The organism is Mycoplana sp. BE70 (assembly GCF_031455855.1).
GTDB lineage: Bacteria > Pseudomonadota > Alphaproteobacteria > Rhizobiales > Rhizobiaceae > Mycoplana.
Map to the genome: position 1 here is coordinate 94,757 of NZ_JAVDTM010000001.1, position 18,536 is coordinate 113,292.

Here is an 18,536-nt window from a genome sequence, read left to right on the forward strand (position 1 = left end):
TCCGTGCGCGTGCGATCAGATCGGCGACAAGAGATCGACGGCCTGCTGTCCCCATGGCGGCTGCTGCACTTCCATCAGACGGCCGCGACCGCCGTAGGAGATGCGTGCCTCGGCAATCTTCTCGTAGGAGATGCGGTTATCCGAATCGACATCCTGCGGTCGGACGATCCCGGCAACGTTGAGGATGCGCAGTTCCTGGTTCACGCGCACTTCCTGCGAGCCGCTGATCAGCAGGTTGCCGTTTTCAAGCACGCCGGTGACGACGGCGGCAACCAACAGGCTGAGCCGTTCCGAGCGCTCGGTCTTGCCGTTGCCCTTGGTGCTGGTCGACGAGCCGTAGTTGAGGTCAGCTTTCGTGTCGAGGCTGAAGTTTTCGCCCTCTCCACCGATGCCGAAGTTCATGCCGCTCTTGTTGACGCGGCTGCGGTCGGTCTTGTTGTCGAAGGTCGCCTCGTCGTTCAGGCGGATCTTCACCGTCAGCAGGTCGCCGACGTTGATCGCCCGCGAATCCTTGAACAGGTTCGACTGCTGATCGCTCCAGGTGGAATAGCCGGCCATCCTAGTCTGCGGCTGCTTGGGATAGAGCGCCATTTGCGGCGTCTGCGCATATTGCAGGCCGCTGCCGATCGGGCTCATCGACGGCGCCTGGCCGATCTCCCTGATCGCCTGGTTTGCGCAGCCTGACAAAAGCGCTGTGGCCATCATGGCGAGTGCGAGCTTCTTCATGACGGGTCCTTCGAGGTATTCGGGTCAGAGGCGCTGGCGATGATGCGGGCGAGCACGGCGGCCTTACCGGCCTCCATCTCGCTCATGATCAGGCTCGACATGCGCGGATTGAGCTTCATGACGATCGCCGAAGCGATCTCCGGATCGATCTCCTGAAGCTGCGCGGCGGCGGCGTCCGGCTTCATCTTCTTGTAGATCTCGATGAGGCCGGCTTCGGCCACCTGCAGGAATTCATTGCGCCGCCGCAGCCAGTCCTCGTATTCCGCCCGCCGCGCTTCCAGTGTGGCGATGCGGCTGTCGACGTCCTTCTGCAGGGCCTCGAGTTCCTGCTTCTGCAGCAGGTAGCGCTGGTCGCGCGCCTTGTCGGCGATGTTGGTGCAGAATTCCCGGATCTCGTCCGCCGTCGCCTTGCTGGTGACAATCACCGGACGCTCCTCGGCAAGCGCACCGGGTACCACCAGCATGAGCGCGCCGAGGGCGGGCAGCAGCAGGCCGCGAAGACCACCGAGAAGGGATGTGTCGTGTGGCCCGTCCGTCATTGCAGCACCAATTCTGCCTGAAGCGCGCCGGCGGACTTGATGCCCTGCAGGATCGATATGATCCCGTCGGGCTTCACGCCGATGCTGTTGAGCCCGGAGACGAGCGTGCGAAGGTTCGGACCGTGAAGGATGGCAACGGTGCCGCCATCCTGTTGGGCGACGATGTCGGTGTTCGGCTCGACCGCCGTAACACCTCTGGAAAAGGGCTCGGGCTGCACGACCTGCGGCATTTCGGTCACCTGCACCGTCAGCGTGCCGTAGCTCACGGCCACCTCCGAAATGCGCACGTCCTGGCCGATCACGATCGTGCCGGTGCGCTCGTTGATGACGACGCGGGCAGGCACGTCCGTCTCGATCACGAGATTTTCGACTTCGGCCATCAGGCGGGCGAGATCGGCGCGCTTCGGCTTGGCGACGTAAACGGACTGCGAATCACGCGCTTCGGCAATCTTGCCGCCGTACTGCGCCGTGGCGTAGCGGTTGATGGCATCGGCCATGCCGACCGCGGTCGAAAAGTCCGGGTTGCGGAGCTGCAGCACTAGGTCGGAGCTGTCCTTGAACCGGGCCGGAAGCTCCCGCTCGATGATCGCGCCGTTCGGCACGCGGCCCGCGGTCGTAACGCCCTGCTGGATCGAGGCTGCATCGCCTTGCGCGTTGAAGCCGGTGACGACGACGGAGCCCTGCGCGACGGCATAGATCAGACCGTCTGCGCCGGTGAGCGAGGTCATCACCAGCGAGCCGCCGCGCAGCGACGTGGCGTCGCCGAGCGAACCGACCGTCACGTCGATGCGGCTGCCGGGGCTTGCGAACGGCGGAAGCGTAGCCGTGACCAGCACCGCCGCGACGTTCTTTGCCCGCGAGCGCTCGCCCTGCGTGTTGATGCCGAGGTTCTGCAGCATCGACTGCAGCGCCTGCTCCGTGAACGGAGACGAGCGCAGGCTGTCGCCGGTGCCCTGCAGGCCGACGACAAGGCCGTAGCCGATCAACTGGTTGTCTCGTCCCGCCTGCAGCGACGCTACGTCCTTGACGCGCGCGGCCGAGTGGGCCGGCGCGACCGAAAGCGCAAGCCCCACAAGGAGACCCAAGAGGCGGGACAGGAACGGTCTGATCATTTTGCCACCACGTGCACTGAATGGTCGCCCATGACGGTCCCGGAGACGATGACGCCGGAATCCATGTTGCGGACCTTGATGAGGTCGCCGACCGAAGCGTCTTCCAACGGCGTGCCGGACGCCGAGATGATGAGCGGGCCGTTCTGGAAGACGAGCCGGACGGTCTTGCCCCGAGAGACCGCGAAGGGCTCGCGCAGCGAGGAGACGGGAATGATCCGGCCGGCAAGGAGCGTCTTCTTGGTGATCAACCCGTTGACGGCTGCGATCTCTTCGGCGTAACCGGGCGCGATGTTGGGATTGGTGACCTCGACCTCCTCGAGCTGCGCCGCGTCGAGCTGCTCGCCGGGATAGATGGTTCGCTTGGGAACAACCGCGAAACGCGCTTCGCCGGAGGCTTGCGCCGTGCCCAGCCCGCCCGTGAGGCCCGCGAGCGCCAGGACGAGGACAACGAACAGCCCCCTCGCCCGATCTGCTCGAGCCTTCTTTTGACGCGATTGTAACAGGCGAAACATCATGTTCCCCTCGTCTGTTGCGGTTACCGGAGGTTCTTGCTCACGACGGCCGCCATTTCGTCTGCCGCCTGGATGATCTTGGAGTTCATTTCATAGGCGCGCTGGGCCGAAATCAGGTCGGTGATTTCCTTGACCGGATCGACGTTCGACGCCTCGAGGTAGTTCTGCTGCATGTAGGCAAAGCCGTTCTCGTCCGGTGTGCCAACGATCGCATCGCCCGATGCATCGGTCTCGCGGAACAGGTTTTCCCCGAGCGGCTCGAGACCGGCCTCGTTGATGAAGTTCGCAAGGGTGATCTGACCGAGATCCTGCTCCTCGCCGTTGACGGTCGCAAAGACCTGGCCGGAGCGGTTGACCGTGACTGCGGTTGCCTCCTGCGGCACGGTGATGCCCGGCGCAACGGTGTAGCCGTCGAGCGTGACGAGCTGTCCGTCGGCGTTGGTGTTGAAGGCACCCGAGCGCGTGTAGAGCGTCGTTCCGTCCGGCGCTTCGATCTGGAACCAGCCACGGCCGACAAGCGCGATGTCGAAGGAGTTGCCGGTCTGAGTCAGACCACCCTGCAGATGCAGGTTGCGGACGGCCGCGGTCTTGACGCCGAGACCGATGATCGCACCTTCCGGGACGATGGCCGCATTGGCGCGGTTTGGTACGCCCTGGGCGCGCTCGGTCTGGTAGAGCAGGTCGGAGAACTCGGCGCGCGCCCGCTTGTAACCCGTCGTGTTGATGTTGGCGATGTTGTTCGCGATGACCTCGAGATTGGTCTGTTGCGCGTTCATGCCGGTTGCGGCGATGGCGAGAGCTTTCATGGCACTGTCCTTCAGATCTGCATGCGGGCGACTTCGAGGTAGGCGGTGACGACCTTGTCGCGGATCGAGATCGCCGTCTGCAGCGCCTGCTCGGCGTTCATCACGGCGTCAACGACCTCGCGGGTGCTCGCCTTGCCTTGAACCGCCTCGAAGGACTTCGTTTCGCTGAGCTTCAACGAGTTGACCGCGTCGGTTGCCATGTCGCCCAGCACCTGGGAGAAGCTCATCGGCTGCGGCACACTCGGGGCCAGCGGCGACTGGACCGCACTGCCGGCGACAGTGTTTTCCGTCGCCGTTCCGGTCAGGGTGGAGGTGGAGAACGACCGGACGCTCTGGATTGATTCGATCATTGCGATGCCCTCAGGAGGTCGATGGTCGCGCTGATGAGATCGCGCGACTGCTTGATGCTTTGCAGATTGGCTTCATAGGAGCGATTGGCCTCGCGCATGTCCGCCATTTCGACCAGCACATTGACGTTCGGGATCTTCACCATGCCCTTCTCGTCGGCGGCCGGATTGCCCGGATCGAATTCCGCCGCAAAGTCGCTTTCATCCTCCGCCAGACGGTCGACCTCGACGAGCGAAGCACCGCTTACGCGGTCGAGCTCGGACACGAAGGTGATGGTCTTGCGTCGGTACGGGTCCGCTCCGGGCGTGTCGCCGGTCGAGCGGGCGTTCGCCAGGTTTTCCGAAACGATGCGAATACGGGTGGACTGCGCTTCCAGACCGGAGGCGGCGACTTTCATTGAGGCGAGTAGGGGATCCATCATTATTTCCTGACAGTCATCAGCATCATGCGATGATACGCCTTGACGAGGCCGGCATTGAGCTCGAACTCACGCTTGACCTGGCCTTGCTTCATCAGTTCCTCGGCAAGACCGACGGTGTTGCCCGAAATCTGCTCGCCGACATCCTTGTTCGGCTCGATCTCGGTGATCTCGCTGCTCAGGCTCGCCTCGGCGAAATGCATCGGATTGGTGGCCGCCATGCGGATGCCGGTGTTTTCGAGCACCGACTGGAAGGCGCTCACATCCTTGGCCCGGTAACCGGGGGTATTGGCGTTGGCGATGTTGCCTGCGACCACGGACTGGCGAACGGAAAGCCACTCGGCCTGCCTGGAAGCCAGCTCGAAGAATTGAATTGGTTGCATGACGGCAAACTCCATCGTTGGTGCCACGGAACCTACGGCGTTAAACTTGCGTGGGACTTGCCGGGAGTTTGTGCTTCCGTTTGAGCCTGAAGCCGTGGAGGTGGGGCTCAAAAAGCAGCGACCGCCGGCGGGGCGGCCGGCGGTCGGTGTCAGGCTGTTCCTGTGGACCAGTGAATCAGTTGCGCTTGTAGATATCGCCGTTGGAGGTGACGATCACCCATTCTCCGTCACGCTGTTCCAGCGTCGCAAGCCGGCTGCTGTCGGGCAGAATCGATCCAACCCGCACGATGTACAGTCCCGAAGCATCCTCGATCAGGGCGCGGCCGTTTGCGACATGCATCAGCCGGAAGCCGGTCGGCGCGGGAAGCGGCTGATCCAGCGACTTCTCGGGCGTGGCACCCGTTTTCTTCTCAAGGCCGAGATTTGGCACCGTGGCGGTTTTGACCGGGTCGACGTCGCCCGCCTTATCCGCATCGTCGTCATCAACCATTGCGGCTGGCGAAACGCTCATCACTTCGCGAGCCGGCGTTTCCGGCAGATCGCGGGTGTTGCCTTGCCACAGCGGCGGAACGGAGAATTCCTGCGGGTTGAGGAAGACATACCAGGGGAAGAAGGCAGCCAGGGCAGCAAGCGTCACGCCCGCGGTGACGAGCAGCCGATCACCGAAGCTGCCGATTTTATCCGGTCGCTTCATCGGCAGGACAGTCTTGTCTGCTTCATAGTCCGTCAAGTTCACCCCCTTGCCCTCGCATTGCCGGCCCCGTTCGGCTGATTTGCCGGCGCGTTGCGCAACGCCGTCGCCAGATCGGCGAAGGAATCGACGGCCGGCTTGTCGCCTGGTGTCTGACGCAGCACGTCATAGATGATCGGAACCTGCCTGATCGCCATATCGAGGTCAGCATCGCTGCCGGGGCGATAGCCGCCGATCAGGCGCAGGTCACGCGTTTCCTCGTAGCGGTGGATCAACGCTTTCAGCCGCGCCACCAGCTTTTCCTGATCAGCGGTCCAGGCCTTGCGGGCCAGGCGCGAGATCGAGGAGAGCGGATTGATCGGCGGGTAGCGCCCCTCGTCGGCCAGGCTGCGTTCCAACACGATGTGACCATCGAGAATGCCGCGCGTCGAATCGGCGATCGGGTCGTTGTGGTTGTCGCCATCCACCAGGATCGAGATGATCGCGGTGATCGTCCCCGTCCCTTCCGCGCCGGGACCGGCCCGTTCCAGCAGCCGCGGCAGTTCGGTGAACACCGACGCCGGATAGCCACGCGCGATCGGAGGCTCGCCGGATGCGGTCGCCACTTCACGGATCGCATGCGCGAAGCGCGTGACGCTGTCGACGATCAGCAGCACGTTGTCGCCCTGGTCGCGAAAGTGTTCGGCGATCGTAACCGCCGTCAGCGGCGCCATCTTGCGCAGCATCGGGCTCTCGTCGCTGGTCGCAACCACCGCCACCGACTTCGACAGATTGTCGCCGAGCGTGTCCTCGATGAATTCGCGCACCTCGCGGCCGCGCTCGCCGACAAGGGCGATCACGACCTTGTCGAAAGCATCGGCGCGGGCCAGCATCGAAAGCAGCGTCGACTTGCCGACCCCTGATCCGGCGAAAATCCCCAGGCGCTGGCCCAGACAAAGCGGCGCGAAGATATCGACGGCACGAACACCCGTGGAAAAACCCTGCTCGACGCGGCGACGCGTCATCGAAGGTGGCGCCGTGTTGGCGATCGATCGGCGAACATCGCCCTGCGTCAACGGCCCGCGGCCATCGATCGGCTCTCCGAGCGCGTTGATGGTGCGGCCGCACCATGCCGCCGTTGGCGCTATGCGGAACGCGCCCTTGCGGATGACCGTGTCGTGGATACCGATCGGCTCGCCCGGCTCGATCGGGCAGACGACCACGCTATCCGGCTCGACCCGAACCACTTCGCCGAGATGGATGCCCGTGGGGCTGCGATGCGCCACGAACTCCCCCAGCCGCACATGCCGCGACAAGCCGCTGACCGTATAGTTTCCCGCCGCGATGGTCTGCACATGACCGCCGTGCGCGACGGAGAATTCCGGATTGGAATAGCGCCGCACGAGCCCTGCAAGCGCACTGAGTTTGCGGGCGCCACCACTCATTGCCGGATTGCCTGGTTGATTGTCCGTCACAATGCTCATCGGGTGTTACCGGCTGCCGCCGAGCGTCTTGATCGCATTGTCGATTGAAGACTCGCTCTGCTGCAGCAGCGAGTTGATGCTCTCGAATGCACGCGTGACGGTGATGAGCTGGGTCATTTCGGAGATCGGATTGACGTTCGATTCCTCGACGAAGCCCTGCGCCACGCCGACGTCGATGCGGTCGACGACCGGCTCGGGAGCCAGCGTCGGAATGATGCCGCTGTTGCCGGCGCGCGCGAAGCCGGCTGAAAGATCGGCCGCAAACAGGCCGAGCGCGGCGACGGGTTGCCCGTTCTGGTTCAGCTGGCCATCGGCACTCAGTTTGATCGGGCCGGCATTGGCGTCGATCTGGATCGGCGCGCCACCGGCATCGAGCACGGGATAACCGTTCAGCGTAACCAGATCGCCGTTTTCCGTCAGCGTAAAGCGCCCGTCGCGCGTCAGCGTCTGGCCGAGTGGCGTCTGGACGGCAAACCAGGCTTCACCCTTGATCGCGAAGTCCAGCGGGCCGTTGGTCTCTGTCATGCCGCCATTGCGGGTCGACAGGTACTCGTTGCCTTGGTCCACGAAGGCGATCCTGGCCTTGCCATTGTTGGCGACGACGTCGTTGAACTTGATCTCGGTTGCACGGAAGCCGACCGTGTTGGCGTTGGCGACGTTGTCGGCAAGCGTCGTCAGGCGACGATCGAGCGCGATCTGGGACGAAAGCGAGACATAAAGCCCGGTCTCCATTAGCGGCCTCCGAGTTTCAGGTTGTTGATGGAAATGAGAAGATCGGTGGAGATCCCGGTCAGGCTCGTCGGCTGGAACACCATCAGCGGGTCGTAGGAACCGGACGGATTGTCGAGCTCCCACATCGCCGTGAAGCGCTCGAGGAACTTGCCGACCTTCACCGGATCCTGGAAGTCGGTAAGATCGAGAACGTCTTCGTAGTAGGCGGCCTGGCGGTCGACGTCGGTACCGACGAACTCCATGGGGAGCTGAAGCGCGGTCCGAACGACCTGCGAGATCGCGTCATCGGCGATGATCGAATAGCCGCTGGAAATCGAGGAAGCCATCCGCTCGAAATACAGCGCAAGCCGGACACCGGTATTCTCGTTGCCGGCATCCACCTCGAGCGTCTGGCGGCTGTACTTGTCGACGACGCCCTTCTGGGCACGATCGAAACTGGTGGCTGCCTCGCCGTGCCGGGCAAAATTCAGCGATTCCGCCAATTCCTTGTAGCGGCTGTCCGAGAGCTTGTTGGCGAATGCGTCGTTGCTGTCGATACCCTCGGTCAGGACCTTGCGCATGAAGGCTTTGGCATAGGCCATGTCTTCCAGGCCGTGTGCCTTCATCGCATAGTTGTAAAGGCGGCTGTCGGCGAAGAACGCGTCGATGGATTTGATCGAGCCGATCTTGGCCAGATAGTATTCGCTCTCGCGTTTCACGTCCGGCTGCTCGGCGACCCGCTTGAGCGAGGTTGCGAGATCGGCGCTGATCAGTCTGTAGCTCGTGTAGGTGGTCGTCACGATGGCTTCCGCCCTTTTCCGTTCATCAGGGCACAGTGCCGCCCGCGGCGCCAACCTGACCTTCCTTGCTTGCGCGAACCTGTAACCGGTTCTTTCTTGAAATGGGGCCCGTAGGTACAGCCTCACACAAGGCTGGAATCCTATTCAGGTACGGTCGGAATTATGTCGGGGCTTGTGGGCTTACAATGAACATCATCATCGGTCTGATCGTCACCTTCGGTTGCGTCATTGGCGGCTACATGGCCATGGGCGGGCATCTCGAGGTGCTCAACCAGCCCTACGAACTTCTGATTATCGGCGGCGCGGGTCTCGGTGGCTTCATCATCGCCAACACGATGAAGGTGGTGAAGGACACAGGCAAGGCGCTGCTCGAGGCATTCAAACATACGGTTCCGAAGGAACGGCACTATCTCGACACACTCGGCGTGCTCTACAGCCTGATGCGGGACCTTCGCACGAAATCGCGCAACGAGATCGAGAGCCACATCGACAATCCGGAAGAATCATCGATCTTCCAGTCGTCCCCGACCGTCCTGCAGAACAAGGAACTGACCACGTTCATCTGCGACTACGTCCGCCTGATCATCATCGGCAATGCTCGCTCGCACGAGATCGAGGCGCTGATGGACGAGGAAATCCAGACCATCAGCAACGACAAGATGAAGCCCTACACGGCGATGAGCACCGTCGCCGACGCGTTGCCGGCGATCGGCATCGTCGCGGCCGTCCTGGGCGTGGTCAAGGCCATGGGCGCCATCAACGAATCTCCGGAAATCCTGGGCGGCAAGATCGCAGCCGCCCTGGTCGGAACCCTGCTTGGCGTGTTCCTTTCCTATTCGGTGGTCTCGCCGATCGCGACCAACATCAAGTCCGTCCGCGCCAAGCAGAACCGGCTCTACATCATCGTCAAGCAGACACTGCTTGCCTACATGAACGGGTCGGTTCCGCAAGTCGCGCTCGAGTACGGTCGCAAGACCATTTCCTCCTATGAGCGGCCATCCATCGATGCCGTCGAGCAGGAAATGATGAATCCGCGCGGCGACTCGAAGGCGGCCTAAATGAGCAGGAACGACATGACCGCGTCCCCAAAGCCCAAACATGATCCGATCGTGCTTGCCCGCCTTGTCGGGCAACTCGGAGATCGGGAAACCATCTCGAAGCGTTGCGCCGCCCTTGGCGACGTGTTCGCCGAGTTGCTGCCCGACGTGCTGGCCGGAGAATTCGGCTTCGAGATCGCCGTTTCCTACGCCGGCTATGAGGTCGGTCGCTACGGGCAGCTGATTTCCGGGCTCGGCGGCGCCATGGCGCTGGCCGATTGCGAACTTCGCGACTGGAGCGGCCAGTATGCCGTCGTTTGCGACAGCCCCTTCATCGTCACCCTGGTGGAGAACATGCTCGGCGCCGTCAGCGACTCGATCGAGGAGCCGGAACCCAGGCCACTGTCTCGCATCGAACTCGATGTCGCTGCGATGATCGTCGACCGGATCTCCGGTGTGCTTAAGATTGCCGTCGGCCGTACCAACAGCTACGAGCCGCTCGTCGGCCCCCCCTACAACGTCGAGGGCCGCAAGACGCCGGAGAATGGTTCGGAGGAAGCATTTGCCGCTATGGTGCAGATGTCCGTCGGTATCGGTCCTGTGTTGTCGAACTTCTATCTCGTCGTACCGCAACGCGCACTGTTGAAATCGGCGATCGCCGCCCCCAAGGCGGCCAATGAGATCAAGACGCCCAGGGAGTGGAGCGAGCAACTCAGCGAGCAGGTGCGCCGCTCGAAAGTAACGCTGCAGGCCCGGATCCGGCTGGAGAGCCAGACCCTGGACACGATCAGCCGCCTGCAAGCAGGCGATATCATCCCGTTCCACGATACGACCGACGTCCGCGTCGACGTCAGCGCCAACGGCAACAAGCTCTATGTTTGCGAGTTTGGTCGTTCCGGTGCGCGCTATACGGTCCGCGTAAAGGATACTTACGGCTCGGAAGACGAGCTGCTGCAACACATTATGGGATAGCACCAGTCCAGGCAGCACGCTTCGGGCAAGCTCAAGATGGAACAGTGATCACATGGCACCTAAAAAATCACCCCTTGCGGACGACCTTGCGTCAACCATCAGCGCCAACGACGCCGAACTCGAACAGGCGATCGATGATCTGCGCGGCGTCTTGAAACAGGATGCGACCGGTCCATCCACCACTGACTTCGGCATGGACTTCCCGCAAGCTGCGGAAAGCGATCCACTGGCCGCTTTTGGCGGCGATTTCGGCTCCGGTACGACCGACACCAGTTTTGGCGGCGACTTCGGTGCCGACACGGCTGCCACCGGCTTCGGCGACGGCTTCGGGGTCGCCGAAACAATGCCGTTCAGCGATTCGGGGCTCCCCGGCGATTTTGGCATTCCGGAACTAGGAGAGTCCCCGACCCAACCGCTGGGAAGCGCCATGGAGGCTAATCTCGGCCTCATCATGGACATCCCGATCGACCTGCAGATTGTCCTCGGCTCGTCGCAGATGCCGGTCTCCGGCCTTATGAACCTCACCGAAGGTGGCACGATCGCGCTGGACCGCCGCATCGGCGAACCCGTCGAGATCATGGTCAACGGCCGGACTATCGGTCGCGGCGAAATCACCGTCCTCGAAAACGATGACACCCGTTTTGGGGTGAAACTCATCGAGGTCAAGAGCACTTCAAAGATCTGATACCGGTGAAGGTTTCAGGAGGCATCCATGATGGATTTCGACAATTTCGGCAGCACCGCAGTCGGCGCACCGCTGACGCCGGTGGACAAGGCAGCAGCGGTGCTTCTGGCGATGGGCAAACCGGTCGCCGGCAAACTTCTGAAGTTCTTCACACAAGGTGAGCTCCAGGGCATCATCGCCGCGGCGCAGAACCTCCGCCCGATCCCGCCGCAGGAATTGCTCGAGCTGGTCAACGAGTTCGAGGATCTGTTCACCGAAGGCGCGGGTCTGATGGACAACGCCAAGATGATGGAAGGCATCCTCGAGGAAGGCCTGACACCGGACGAGGTCGACGGCCTGCTCGGTCGCCGCACCGCCTTCCAGGCCTACGAGACGACCATCTGGGATCGCCTGCAGGATGCGGACGCAGCCTTCATCAGCCGTTATCTGCTGAAGGAACATCCGCAAACCATCGCCTATATCCTCTCGATGATGCCGTCTGCCTTCGGCGCGAAGATTCTCCTCGAAGTCCCGGAGGAGAGCCGTGCCGACATCATCAATCGCGCCGTCAACCTCAAGGAGGCCAGCCCCAAGGCCGCCGCCATTATCGAGAACCGCGTTCTTGAAATGATGGATGCCTTCGAGGCCGAGCGCAACTCGCCCGGCTCGAACAAGGTTGCCGAGATGATGAACGAATTGGAGAAGAACCAGGTCGACGAACTGCTCGCCTCGCTGGGGACGATCAGCACCGCTTCCGTCAAGAAGGTCCGGCCGAAGATCTTCCTGTTCGAGGATCTGCTCTCCATGCCGCAGGCGAGCCGGGTGTCGCTCTTCAACGACGTTGCCGGCGATATCATCACGGCCGCGCTGCGGGGGACGTCGATGGATCTGCGCGAAGCCGTCCTGTCCTCGATCGGCGCGCGCCAGCGCCGCATGATCGAGTCCGACCTCGCTGCCGGCGACCAGGGCGTTCGCCCCCGCGACGTGGCGATCGCCCGCCGCTCGATCACCCAGGAGGCAATCCGACTGGCCGCAGCGGGTCAGATTCAGTTGAAAGAGCGGGACGAGACCCAGGCCGCGGCCTGATCCGACTTGACTCTCCTTGCTCCAGGCTTGACCGTTTCCCGGACCCGATCCTCGACGAGAATCGGGTCCTTTTTTGTGCGCCGGCGCCGGCGCAGCGCGGCCGGATCGAACCTGATCGGTCACGCGAACTGCGGGAGAGTTGTCCATGGCCGACGGCGAGGACAAGGATAGCAAAACAGAAGCCCCGTCAGAGAAGAAAATCCGCGACGCGGCGGAAAAGGGCAACACGCCGTTTGCACGCGAAATTCCCGTCTTCGCCTCCTCGATTGCGATCTATCTCTTCCTGGTCTTCTTCCTGCCGGGTGGCATATCGCGAATCACCGAAACGCTGCGCGACCTCTTCGAACAACCCGAGGCATGGGATCTGGAGACCAGCGGCGACATCATCGCGCTATTCCGCCACCTCGTTTGGGAGGCCGGCGCGCTGCTGCTGCCGGCACTCATCATGATGATGACATTCGGGCTCGCCGCTTCGATCCTGCAGAACCTGCCGAGCCCGGTGCTGGAGCGCGTGCGCCCGCAGTTGTCGCGGCTCTCGCCCATCAAGGGCTTTGGTCGGATGTTCGGCAAGCAGGGCCTCGTCGAATTCGGCAAATCCTTCATCAAGGTCGGGGTTGTTTCGGTCGTGGTCGTCTTCGTCCTCTGGGATGACTACTTTGCCGCCCTGAACGCCATGTTCGCCGATCCTTCGGCGGTGTTCGCCATCCTGGCGAAGGAAGCCCACAAGATCCTCGTGATCATCCTGTTTGCCACGGCCGCGATCGCCGCGCTCGACTTCGCCTGGACGCGCCACCATTGGTACTCCGAGCTGCGCATGACCAAGCAGGAGGTCAAGGAGGAGCACAAGCAGGCGCAGGGCGACCCGATCGTCAAGAGCCGCCTGCGCTCGATCCAGCGCGATCGCGCCCGCAAGCGGATGATCGCCGACGTGCCGCGCGCCACCCTCGTCATCGCCAACCCGACCCACTTTGCCGTGGCGCTGCGCTATGTGCGCGAAGAGCAGGAGGCCCCCATCGTGGTTGCCAAGGGCCAGGATCTGGTCGCCCTGAAGATCCGCGAGTTGGCCGAGCAAAATGGCATTCCGGTTTTTGAGGATCCGCCGCTCGCACGCTCCATGTTTGCGCAAGTCTCGGTCGATAGTGTCATTCCGCCGGTGTTTTACAAAGCCGTGGCGGAGCTGATTCACCGGGTCTACCAAGCTTCGCCCAAATAAGACGGTAAGCGAGATCCGATGAGAAAATGTTCCTATTCTGCCCAGCGCGAGAGGATTGTGGCCGAGGCGATCGGCCCGGTTGCTACGGAACTACGGCTGCTCGACGCAGCCGATCTCGTGTCCTTGTTGCGCTTCGAGTGCTACGGAAATCTGGCCGACCTGGTGGCGTCGGCTGCTGAGCTCTACTTCCTGCCCGGCACCGTCGTCTTCGGCGCCGGCGGGGACTACAAGCTCGAGTGGGGTGACGAACCCGAAGTCACGCTCGACCTCGAACTGCGCCCGCAGGGCGTCACCGTCTATGCCCGGCTACAGCTGGGCAACGAGCGCGCCGGCCTGGAAATCACCCACGTCGCCTTCGACAACCCCGCGGCCGATCCCGACGACAATACAGCACTGCTGGTCGCCAGCCTCAAGGACGCGCAGTTCAAGCGCATGGGGTCGCCTTCTCTGGACGCTATGGACGCTGCGGCATAAGTCTTCCGGCCGCGCCGCTTCGGCTCACCTGATGTAGCCGAAGCGGATCGCCTTTGCGATGGCCTGAATGCGATTGACGGCATCCAGCTTGCCCGTGGCCGTACCGAGGTAGGCGTTGACGGTGTGGACCGAGAGGCCCAACTTCTCCGCAATGGCTTCGCTGATGCAGCCGTCACCCGCCATCTGCAGGCAAACAATCTCACGGTCGTTCAGCGTTTCGACCGACTGCATCCGCTTCTCGTTTGCCCCCAGCAGATCGATCATGATCTGATTGGCGCGCATGTGCATGTCGAGCACGACCTCGCTGTCAAAGACGAGGTCCTTACCGGTGAAGACGACAAAACCGTTGCCGTTCGAGCCGAGGCGAACCGGCAAGGCGATCCCGGAGGACGCGAGGCGTCCCGACGTGAGGCGCTCGGTAAAGGGAGCGAGTTCCATCGCCGTGATCCGGTCGGCCTCCTCACCTTCCCAAACGACCGGCAAAGTGGAGACCTCAAGGTGGGCCATCAACTCTTCGCCATAGGCCTCCAGCAGCAGGCGCGTCCGGTGCTCAGCTTGATCGGCCCAGTTGCTGAGCGCGCAAGTCAAACGCCGGGCCGAAGGGAGTCCCTGGCCGAGGCTGCGCAAGACGGCGAAGTTCCTCGCACCGATCACCTTCTGCAGATGCTGAAGCGTGGCCACAGCGTCGCCGGTGCGTTGCGGCTTGGAAAGTTTACCGATCTGGATTTCCGCAGCGACCGGGGGAAGCTGAATGTCCATCGCACTTGCCTTCAGACGAGATTGCTTCGCACCGCCCAGGCGATCGCTTCGGAGCGCGTCTTGGTCGCGGTCTTTCGCATCACGCTGGCAATGTAGTTGTTGATCGTGTTGCGCGAGATACCGAGAATCACCGCAATCTCGTCGCTCGTCTTGCCCTCGGCAATCCAATAGAGGCACTCGATTTCGCGATCGGTAAGGTCGGATTCGCGCTCCAGCCTCATCGCCGGTCGGCAACAGACGCTGGCGAGATAGCCGGCTAGAAGTCCAACATCGCGAAGCTTGCTCTGCGACAGGATAATGTGTTCGGGGAAAAGAAGGAGAAACGCCATCCGCACCCGCCCGACATTGAAGGCGATGGCGCAATACTCGCGGCTGACGCCGTCAGGCACGGCGACATCGTCGGCAAGGTGCGAAAAGCTTGGCTGCATCACGTTGCAGCATCGCTCGAACTCGCTCATGCGAACATGGTTCGCTCCGATCGAGCTCGCAAGGCTGCGCACCATATCGAAAGGCCAGTCCGAAGCGACAACGAAATCGATGTCGGCGTTCAACGACAGGTCATGGCGGACGAGGAGATAATGGGAAGCGCTGACATACTGCGTGAGCACCCGCAATCCCGCCGAGAGGCTGGCGCGATCCGCACAGCGCCTCAGTTGATGAACCAGAAGTTCACGCGCACTCTTACGCTCACCGGCGATCGCAGGAAACCCACGGGGTTCCCGGAGCGCTACATCCGCTCTGATCGATTCCATAATAGCCCCCGTTGCCGAATTCGGCCGGATCATCCCGCCTTCCCCTCGTGTCGGCGCCAAGAGCCCCCGGCGCCGCCCGATCAAGCCGCATGGGGCGGGATTCACCAAACGAATCAGTGACTAAAGTGTACAGGGACGCGAATCAAAAGCCACAGCCCCAGATCGGGGTTTACTTTTGTGTCGCGCCGTGAATCGATTCGCGTCGACCGCGCGGGGCATGTTGCCGCAGGCCCCACTTCTGGATTTAAACTTTTGTTAACAATCAGACTTTTGGATCGGGCGTCATTCCAACCGCATTCTCGCGCCCGGTGCTACCAACCTTGCGGTGCTCAAATTCGGCCTGACGTTCGTCATGCCTGGGCGGAACATTTTTTCTTGAGCGCGAGAAAAATCGGGGACAGCCGGAACTGACGCAGGGGAAGTTCGGTCTCAGCTTCGGGAAATCGTTACTTTCGAGTCACACCCTGCGCAAAAAGCTCCGAACGCAGGCCGGGCTTCTCTGCACCGTTGCTCGTGGACGCAACCGGTGAATTTTGGACCCGGCCAGGCCTAATCCTTGATGGCGCGTGACATTGCCCGAAAAAAGAATCCCGCCTTGCGGCGGGACCTTCGTTGTTTCGTCTGTGCGGTGAATCAGGCGGCCTGGTTCTCGGCCCATTTGCGCAGGATCTTGGCCGCGCGTTCCTCGCTGATCTCGACCATGCGGGCCAGCCGCCGTTCCGGCCCTTCCTTGACGCGGCGGTTGAAGACGCCCTCGCCATCGTCTCCAGCGCTGAGGAGATCGTCGGTGCTGTCGAAGCCGAAGTCCGCACCGAAGCCGTCCATCAGCGCACCGCCGCCTGCTCCGACGCCGACGGCCGGAGAGAAGTCGGGCAGTTCCAGGCCGGCCGAATCGGCTTCCAGCGCCGTGGCACCGGCGCCGCCCGTGACTGAGCGCACGACCGGACGGAAGCCGAACCAGACGACGAGGAAGGCGACGGCGACGAAGGCAAGCGCGTTGATGATCGTCGACAGGTTCCGCGCCAGCGTTTCCATGACGCCCGGGCCGGGCACGGCCTCATCGAGAAGCTGGTTGTCCAGGAAGGTCATGGCGGTCAGCGTGACGACGTCGCCGCGATCGGCGTTCAGGCCGGCCGCCGACGAAACGATCTTTTGCATCTCCGCCAGGTAGGCATCCACCTTCGCCTGGTCGGCTGGCTCGCCGACGAGCGCGGCGATGCGACCCTGGTTGACGACGACGGCAACCGAGAGCCGCTCGATCTGGAAGCTGTTGCGAACGGTCGCAACGGTCTTGCTGTTGATTTCGTAGTTGGTCTGCTCTTCCTTCTTGTCGGCCTGATCGCTCGACTGCGGGCCAATGCCCTCGTCGGGGCCGCCCTGGGGAATGTTCTGCTCGACCGTCGCCGGCTTCTGCAACTGGCTCTGGTTGGATTTCTGGCTTTCCCGGGTGACGCGCACGGAACGCTCGACGCGGGATTCCGGATCATAGACCGTTTCTTGCGTCTGCTGGGAATCGGTATTGAGCGCCGCCATGACGCTAGCACGGAAATTGTCCATGCCGAGGAAGGGGGCGAGCGCCTTCTCGATGTTGCGCTCGACGTCTTCCTGCACCGACTGCACGATGTTGAGCGAGCGGTTGAGCGTGTTGCCCTCCGCGTCGTCGCCGGAGGCGAGCAACTGGCCGGCGGAGTCGAGGATCGTCACATGTTCGGCTTCCAGCCCCGGAACGGATGCAGCGACGAGATGGCGAATGGACGCGGCGGACTTGCGGCCGGCGGTGCCGCTGGCGCGGATCATGACCGAGGCCGTCGGCGCCTGCTCCGCCTTGCGGAAATTGCCGCGGTCCGGCATGACGATGTGAACGCGGGCGGCGGCGATCCCGTTGATCTGCTGGATCGTGCGGGCGATCTCGCCTTCAAGCGCACGAACGCGGGTGACTTCCTGCATGAACGAGGTCAGGCCCAGCGAGCCGACATTGTCGAAGAGTTCGTAGCCGGAGTTCGAGCTGTTCGGCAGGCCGCGCTCGGCGAGATAAAGCCGCGCCTTTCCGGTCTCGCCGACGGGGACCTGGAGGCTCCCGGCTTCGGTGCCTGCCTTGAAGTTGATGTTTGCTTCCGCCAGCGCGATGCTGATCTGGTTGATGTCCGAGTTTTCCAGCCCGACATACAAGGTCTCGAAGGCGGGTTTGTTGACGAAGAATGCGGCTGCAAGCACCAACCCTACGGTAACGACGCCTGCGCCGGCCAGAAGCGCCAGCTTCGTTTGCCCGAGTGACGCGAGATTCTTGCCAATACTCTTAAGCTGTTCCAACAGATTCATTCTGTTCCCGCACGAACTTTGCCAGGTTGCCATCGGCCATGAAGGCAGACCTGCTCAGTTGAATTGCCCACCCTCGGTAAGGCGCCTTAGCCAACGGCGCCTTCAGCCCCAAGAATTACGCAGATCCAAAGGGACCCGCTTCGCAACCTAGATGGCGAAACTTGCGCGAACGTTTCGCGGGAAGAGGCCGTTTTCGGCGTCCGGACAGGAACGTCGACATCTGCAAAAATCGAAATCGTTATTACAAATCAGAAGCTTCTGGGAATTTTGCATCAAAACGCAAAACACCGCACGTCATCATGGAACGTGCGGTGCCACAAGCCTGACGCGGAAGGGGCGAATCAGAAGGCCTCGAAATCTCCGGAGGCCTTGGCGAGTGGCTGCGCATGCCCAGGGCCCCCGGCACCGCTGCCCAGCGCCTTCTGCATGTCCGCAAGCTTGACGAGATTAAGCGCAGTCGTCACATCGACCACCCACCCGCCGGGCATGCCGGCGGTGACCTGGCTTATGAACTCGGCCAGGCCTCGCGTCTTCTGAACGGCCAGATCGATCCCCTGCAACACCATCATGCGTTCCGCGACGTCGTCCTGCCCCGCTTCCGGATGCAACTCGCCGATCAGCGGTTCAATTCTCTCGACCAGATCGGCAACTTCATTTAACTCGGATACGACGCGCATCAGTACCGCGGGAAGGGATTCCTCCATGACGGGTGCTTCACTCGGATACTGGCTCATGGCGTCTCCACTTTCCC

Annotated in this window: 22 protein-coding genes; 6 read left to right on the forward strand and 16 right to left on the reverse strand. The window is 62.4% G+C overall.

Annotated features, from left to right (window positions below; genetic code table 11):
• Positions 1 to 15: 15 nt before the first annotated feature.
• The 12 genes from flgH to J2Y48_RS00520 all read right to left on the reverse strand — a co-directional run bounded on the left by flgH (position 16) and on the right by J2Y48_RS00520 (position 8,509).
• The gene (flgH, locus tag J2Y48_RS00465; RefSeq protein ID WP_310411065.1) at positions 16 to 726 is read right to left on the reverse strand and encodes a flagellar basal body L-ring protein FlgH; all 711 of its coding nucleotides are present in this window, start codon (positions 724 to 726) and stop codon (positions 16 to 18) included.
• Positions 723 to 1,265 (reverse strand): MotE family protein, encoded by a 543-nt coding sequence (locus tag J2Y48_RS00470; RefSeq protein WP_310411068.1) that lies wholly within the window; start codon positions 1,263 to 1,265, stop codon positions 723 to 725. Before J2Y48_RS00470 ends, flgH begins: the two co-directional genes overlap by 4 nt.
• Positions 1,262 to 2,377 carry a flagellar basal body P-ring protein FlgI gene (locus J2Y48_RS00475; protein ID WP_310411073.1) on the reverse strand — a complete coding sequence of 372 codons (1,116 nt, stop codon included), beginning with the start codon at positions 2,375 to 2,377 and terminating at the stop codon, positions 1,262 to 1,264. The genes J2Y48_RS00470 and J2Y48_RS00475 overlap by 4 nt, the downstream gene beginning before the upstream one ends.
• Positions 2,374 to 2,892, reverse strand: a complete 519-nt coding sequence (gene flgA, locus J2Y48_RS00480) for a flagellar basal body P-ring formation chaperone FlgA (RefSeq protein ID WP_405030139.1) — start codon at positions 2,890 to 2,892, stop codon at positions 2,374 to 2,376. The genes J2Y48_RS00475 and flgA overlap by 4 nt, the downstream gene beginning before the upstream one ends.
• A 20-nt stretch (positions 2,893 to 2,912) precedes the next feature.
• Positions 2,913 to 3,695, reverse strand: coding sequence for a flagellar basal-body rod protein FlgG (flgG, locus tag J2Y48_RS00485; RefSeq protein ID WP_310411078.1), 783 nt, complete (start codon positions 3,693 to 3,695; stop codon positions 2,913 to 2,915).
• Between the two features lie 11 nt (positions 3,696 to 3,706).
• A complete protein-coding gene (locus J2Y48_RS00490; protein WP_310411080.1) occupies positions 3,707 to 4,045 on the reverse strand; it encodes a flagellar hook-basal body complex protein FliE in 339 nt (112 codons plus the stop codon).
• Positions 4,042 to 4,461 (reverse strand): flagellar basal body rod protein FlgC, encoded by a 420-nt coding sequence (flgC, locus tag J2Y48_RS00495; protein ID WP_310411083.1) that lies wholly within the window; start codon positions 4,459 to 4,461, stop codon positions 4,042 to 4,044. Before flgC ends, J2Y48_RS00490 begins: the two co-directional genes overlap by 4 nt.
• A gap of 2 nt (positions 4,462 to 4,463) precedes the next feature.
• Positions 4,464 to 4,844 carry a flagellar basal body rod protein FlgB gene (gene flgB / locus J2Y48_RS00500; protein WP_310411086.1) on the reverse strand — a complete coding sequence of 127 codons (381 nt, stop codon included), beginning with the start codon at positions 4,842 to 4,844 and terminating at the stop codon, positions 4,464 to 4,466.
• Positions 4,845 to 5,019: 175 nt separating this feature from the next.
• Entirely contained in the window at positions 5,020 to 5,580 is a 561-nt protein-coding gene (locus J2Y48_RS00505; protein WP_310411090.1) for a flagellar protein, read from the reverse strand.
• Positions 5,577 to 6,959: a flagellar protein export ATPase FliI gene (gene fliI / locus J2Y48_RS00510; protein ID WP_310412671.1), complete on the reverse strand. Its 1,383-nt coding sequence runs from the start codon at positions 6,957 to 6,959 to the stop codon at positions 5,577 to 5,579. The genes J2Y48_RS00505 and fliI overlap by 4 nt, the downstream gene beginning before the upstream one ends.
• A 45-nt stretch (positions 6,960 to 7,004) precedes the next feature.
• Positions 7,005 to 7,730, reverse strand: a complete 726-nt coding sequence (flgF, locus tag J2Y48_RS00515) for a flagellar basal-body rod protein FlgF (RefSeq protein WP_310411092.1) — start codon at positions 7,728 to 7,730, stop codon at positions 7,005 to 7,007.
• Entirely contained in the window at positions 7,730 to 8,509 is a 780-nt protein-coding gene (locus J2Y48_RS00520; protein ID WP_310411096.1) for a DUF1217 domain-containing protein, read from the reverse strand. The genes flgF and J2Y48_RS00520 overlap by 1 nt, the downstream gene beginning before the upstream one ends.
• Positions 8,510 to 8,694: 185 nt before the next feature.
• Between J2Y48_RS00520 and motA the strand changes: the two genes are divergently transcribed.
• From motA to J2Y48_RS00550, 6 genes are all read left to right on the forward strand, one after another.
• Complete coding sequence (gene motA / locus J2Y48_RS00525) at positions 8,695 to 9,567, forward strand: flagellar motor stator protein MotA (protein ID WP_310411098.1); 873 nt, start codon at positions 8,695 to 8,697, stop codon at positions 9,565 to 9,567.
• Complete coding sequence (locus J2Y48_RS00530) at positions 9,568 to 10,518, forward strand: FliM/FliN family flagellar motor switch protein (RefSeq protein WP_310411101.1); 951 nt, start codon at positions 9,568 to 9,570, stop codon at positions 10,516 to 10,518.
• Positions 10,519 to 10,570: 52 nt separating this feature from the next.
• Positions 10,571 to 11,203 carry a flagellar motor switch protein FliN gene (fliN, locus tag J2Y48_RS00535; RefSeq protein WP_310411104.1) on the forward strand — a complete coding sequence of 211 codons (633 nt, stop codon included), beginning with the start codon at positions 10,571 to 10,573 and terminating at the stop codon, positions 11,201 to 11,203.
• Between the two features lie 27 nt (positions 11,204 to 11,230).
• A complete protein-coding gene (fliG, locus tag J2Y48_RS00540; RefSeq protein ID WP_310411106.1) occupies positions 11,231 to 12,268 on the forward strand; it encodes a flagellar motor switch protein FliG in 1,038 nt (345 codons plus the stop codon).
• Between the two features lie 145 nt (positions 12,269 to 12,413).
• On the forward strand, positions 12,414 to 13,481 hold the full coding sequence (flhB, locus tag J2Y48_RS00545) for a flagellar biosynthesis protein FlhB (RefSeq protein ID WP_310411109.1): 1,068 nt from the start codon (positions 12,414 to 12,416) through the stop codon (positions 13,479 to 13,481).
• An 18-nt stretch (positions 13,482 to 13,499) separates the two neighbouring features.
• Positions 13,500 to 13,955: a hypothetical protein gene (locus J2Y48_RS00550; protein ID WP_310411112.1), complete on the forward strand. Its 456-nt coding sequence runs from the start codon at positions 13,500 to 13,502 to the stop codon at positions 13,953 to 13,955.
• Positions 13,956 to 13,979: 24 nt separating this feature from the next.
• Here J2Y48_RS00550 and visR read toward each other — a convergent pair whose 3' ends face one another.
• The 4 genes from visR to J2Y48_RS00570 all read right to left on the reverse strand — a co-directional run bounded on the left by visR (position 13,980) and on the right by J2Y48_RS00570 (position 18,519).
• Complete coding sequence (visR, locus tag J2Y48_RS00555) at positions 13,980 to 14,714, reverse strand: transcriptional regulator VisR (protein ID WP_310411116.1); 735 nt, start codon at positions 14,712 to 14,714, stop codon at positions 13,980 to 13,982.
• An 11-nt stretch (positions 14,715 to 14,725) separates the two neighbouring features.
• Positions 14,726 to 15,466 (reverse strand): transcriptional regulator VisN, encoded by a 741-nt coding sequence (gene visN / locus J2Y48_RS00560; RefSeq protein ID WP_310411119.1) that lies wholly within the window; start codon positions 15,464 to 15,466, stop codon positions 14,726 to 14,728.
• 633 nt (positions 15,467 to 16,099) lie between these two features.
• Positions 16,100 to 17,785 carry a flagellar basal-body MS-ring/collar protein FliF gene (gene fliF, locus J2Y48_RS00565; protein ID WP_310411121.1) on the reverse strand — a complete coding sequence of 562 codons (1,686 nt, stop codon included), beginning with the start codon at positions 17,783 to 17,785 and terminating at the stop codon, positions 16,100 to 16,102.
• A gap of 341 nt (positions 17,786 to 18,126) precedes the next feature.
• Positions 18,127 to 18,519 carry a hypothetical protein gene (locus J2Y48_RS00570; protein WP_310411124.1) on the reverse strand — a complete coding sequence of 131 codons (393 nt, stop codon included), beginning with the start codon at positions 18,517 to 18,519 and terminating at the stop codon, positions 18,127 to 18,129.
• Between the last annotated feature and the right edge of the window lie 17 nt (positions 18,520 to 18,536).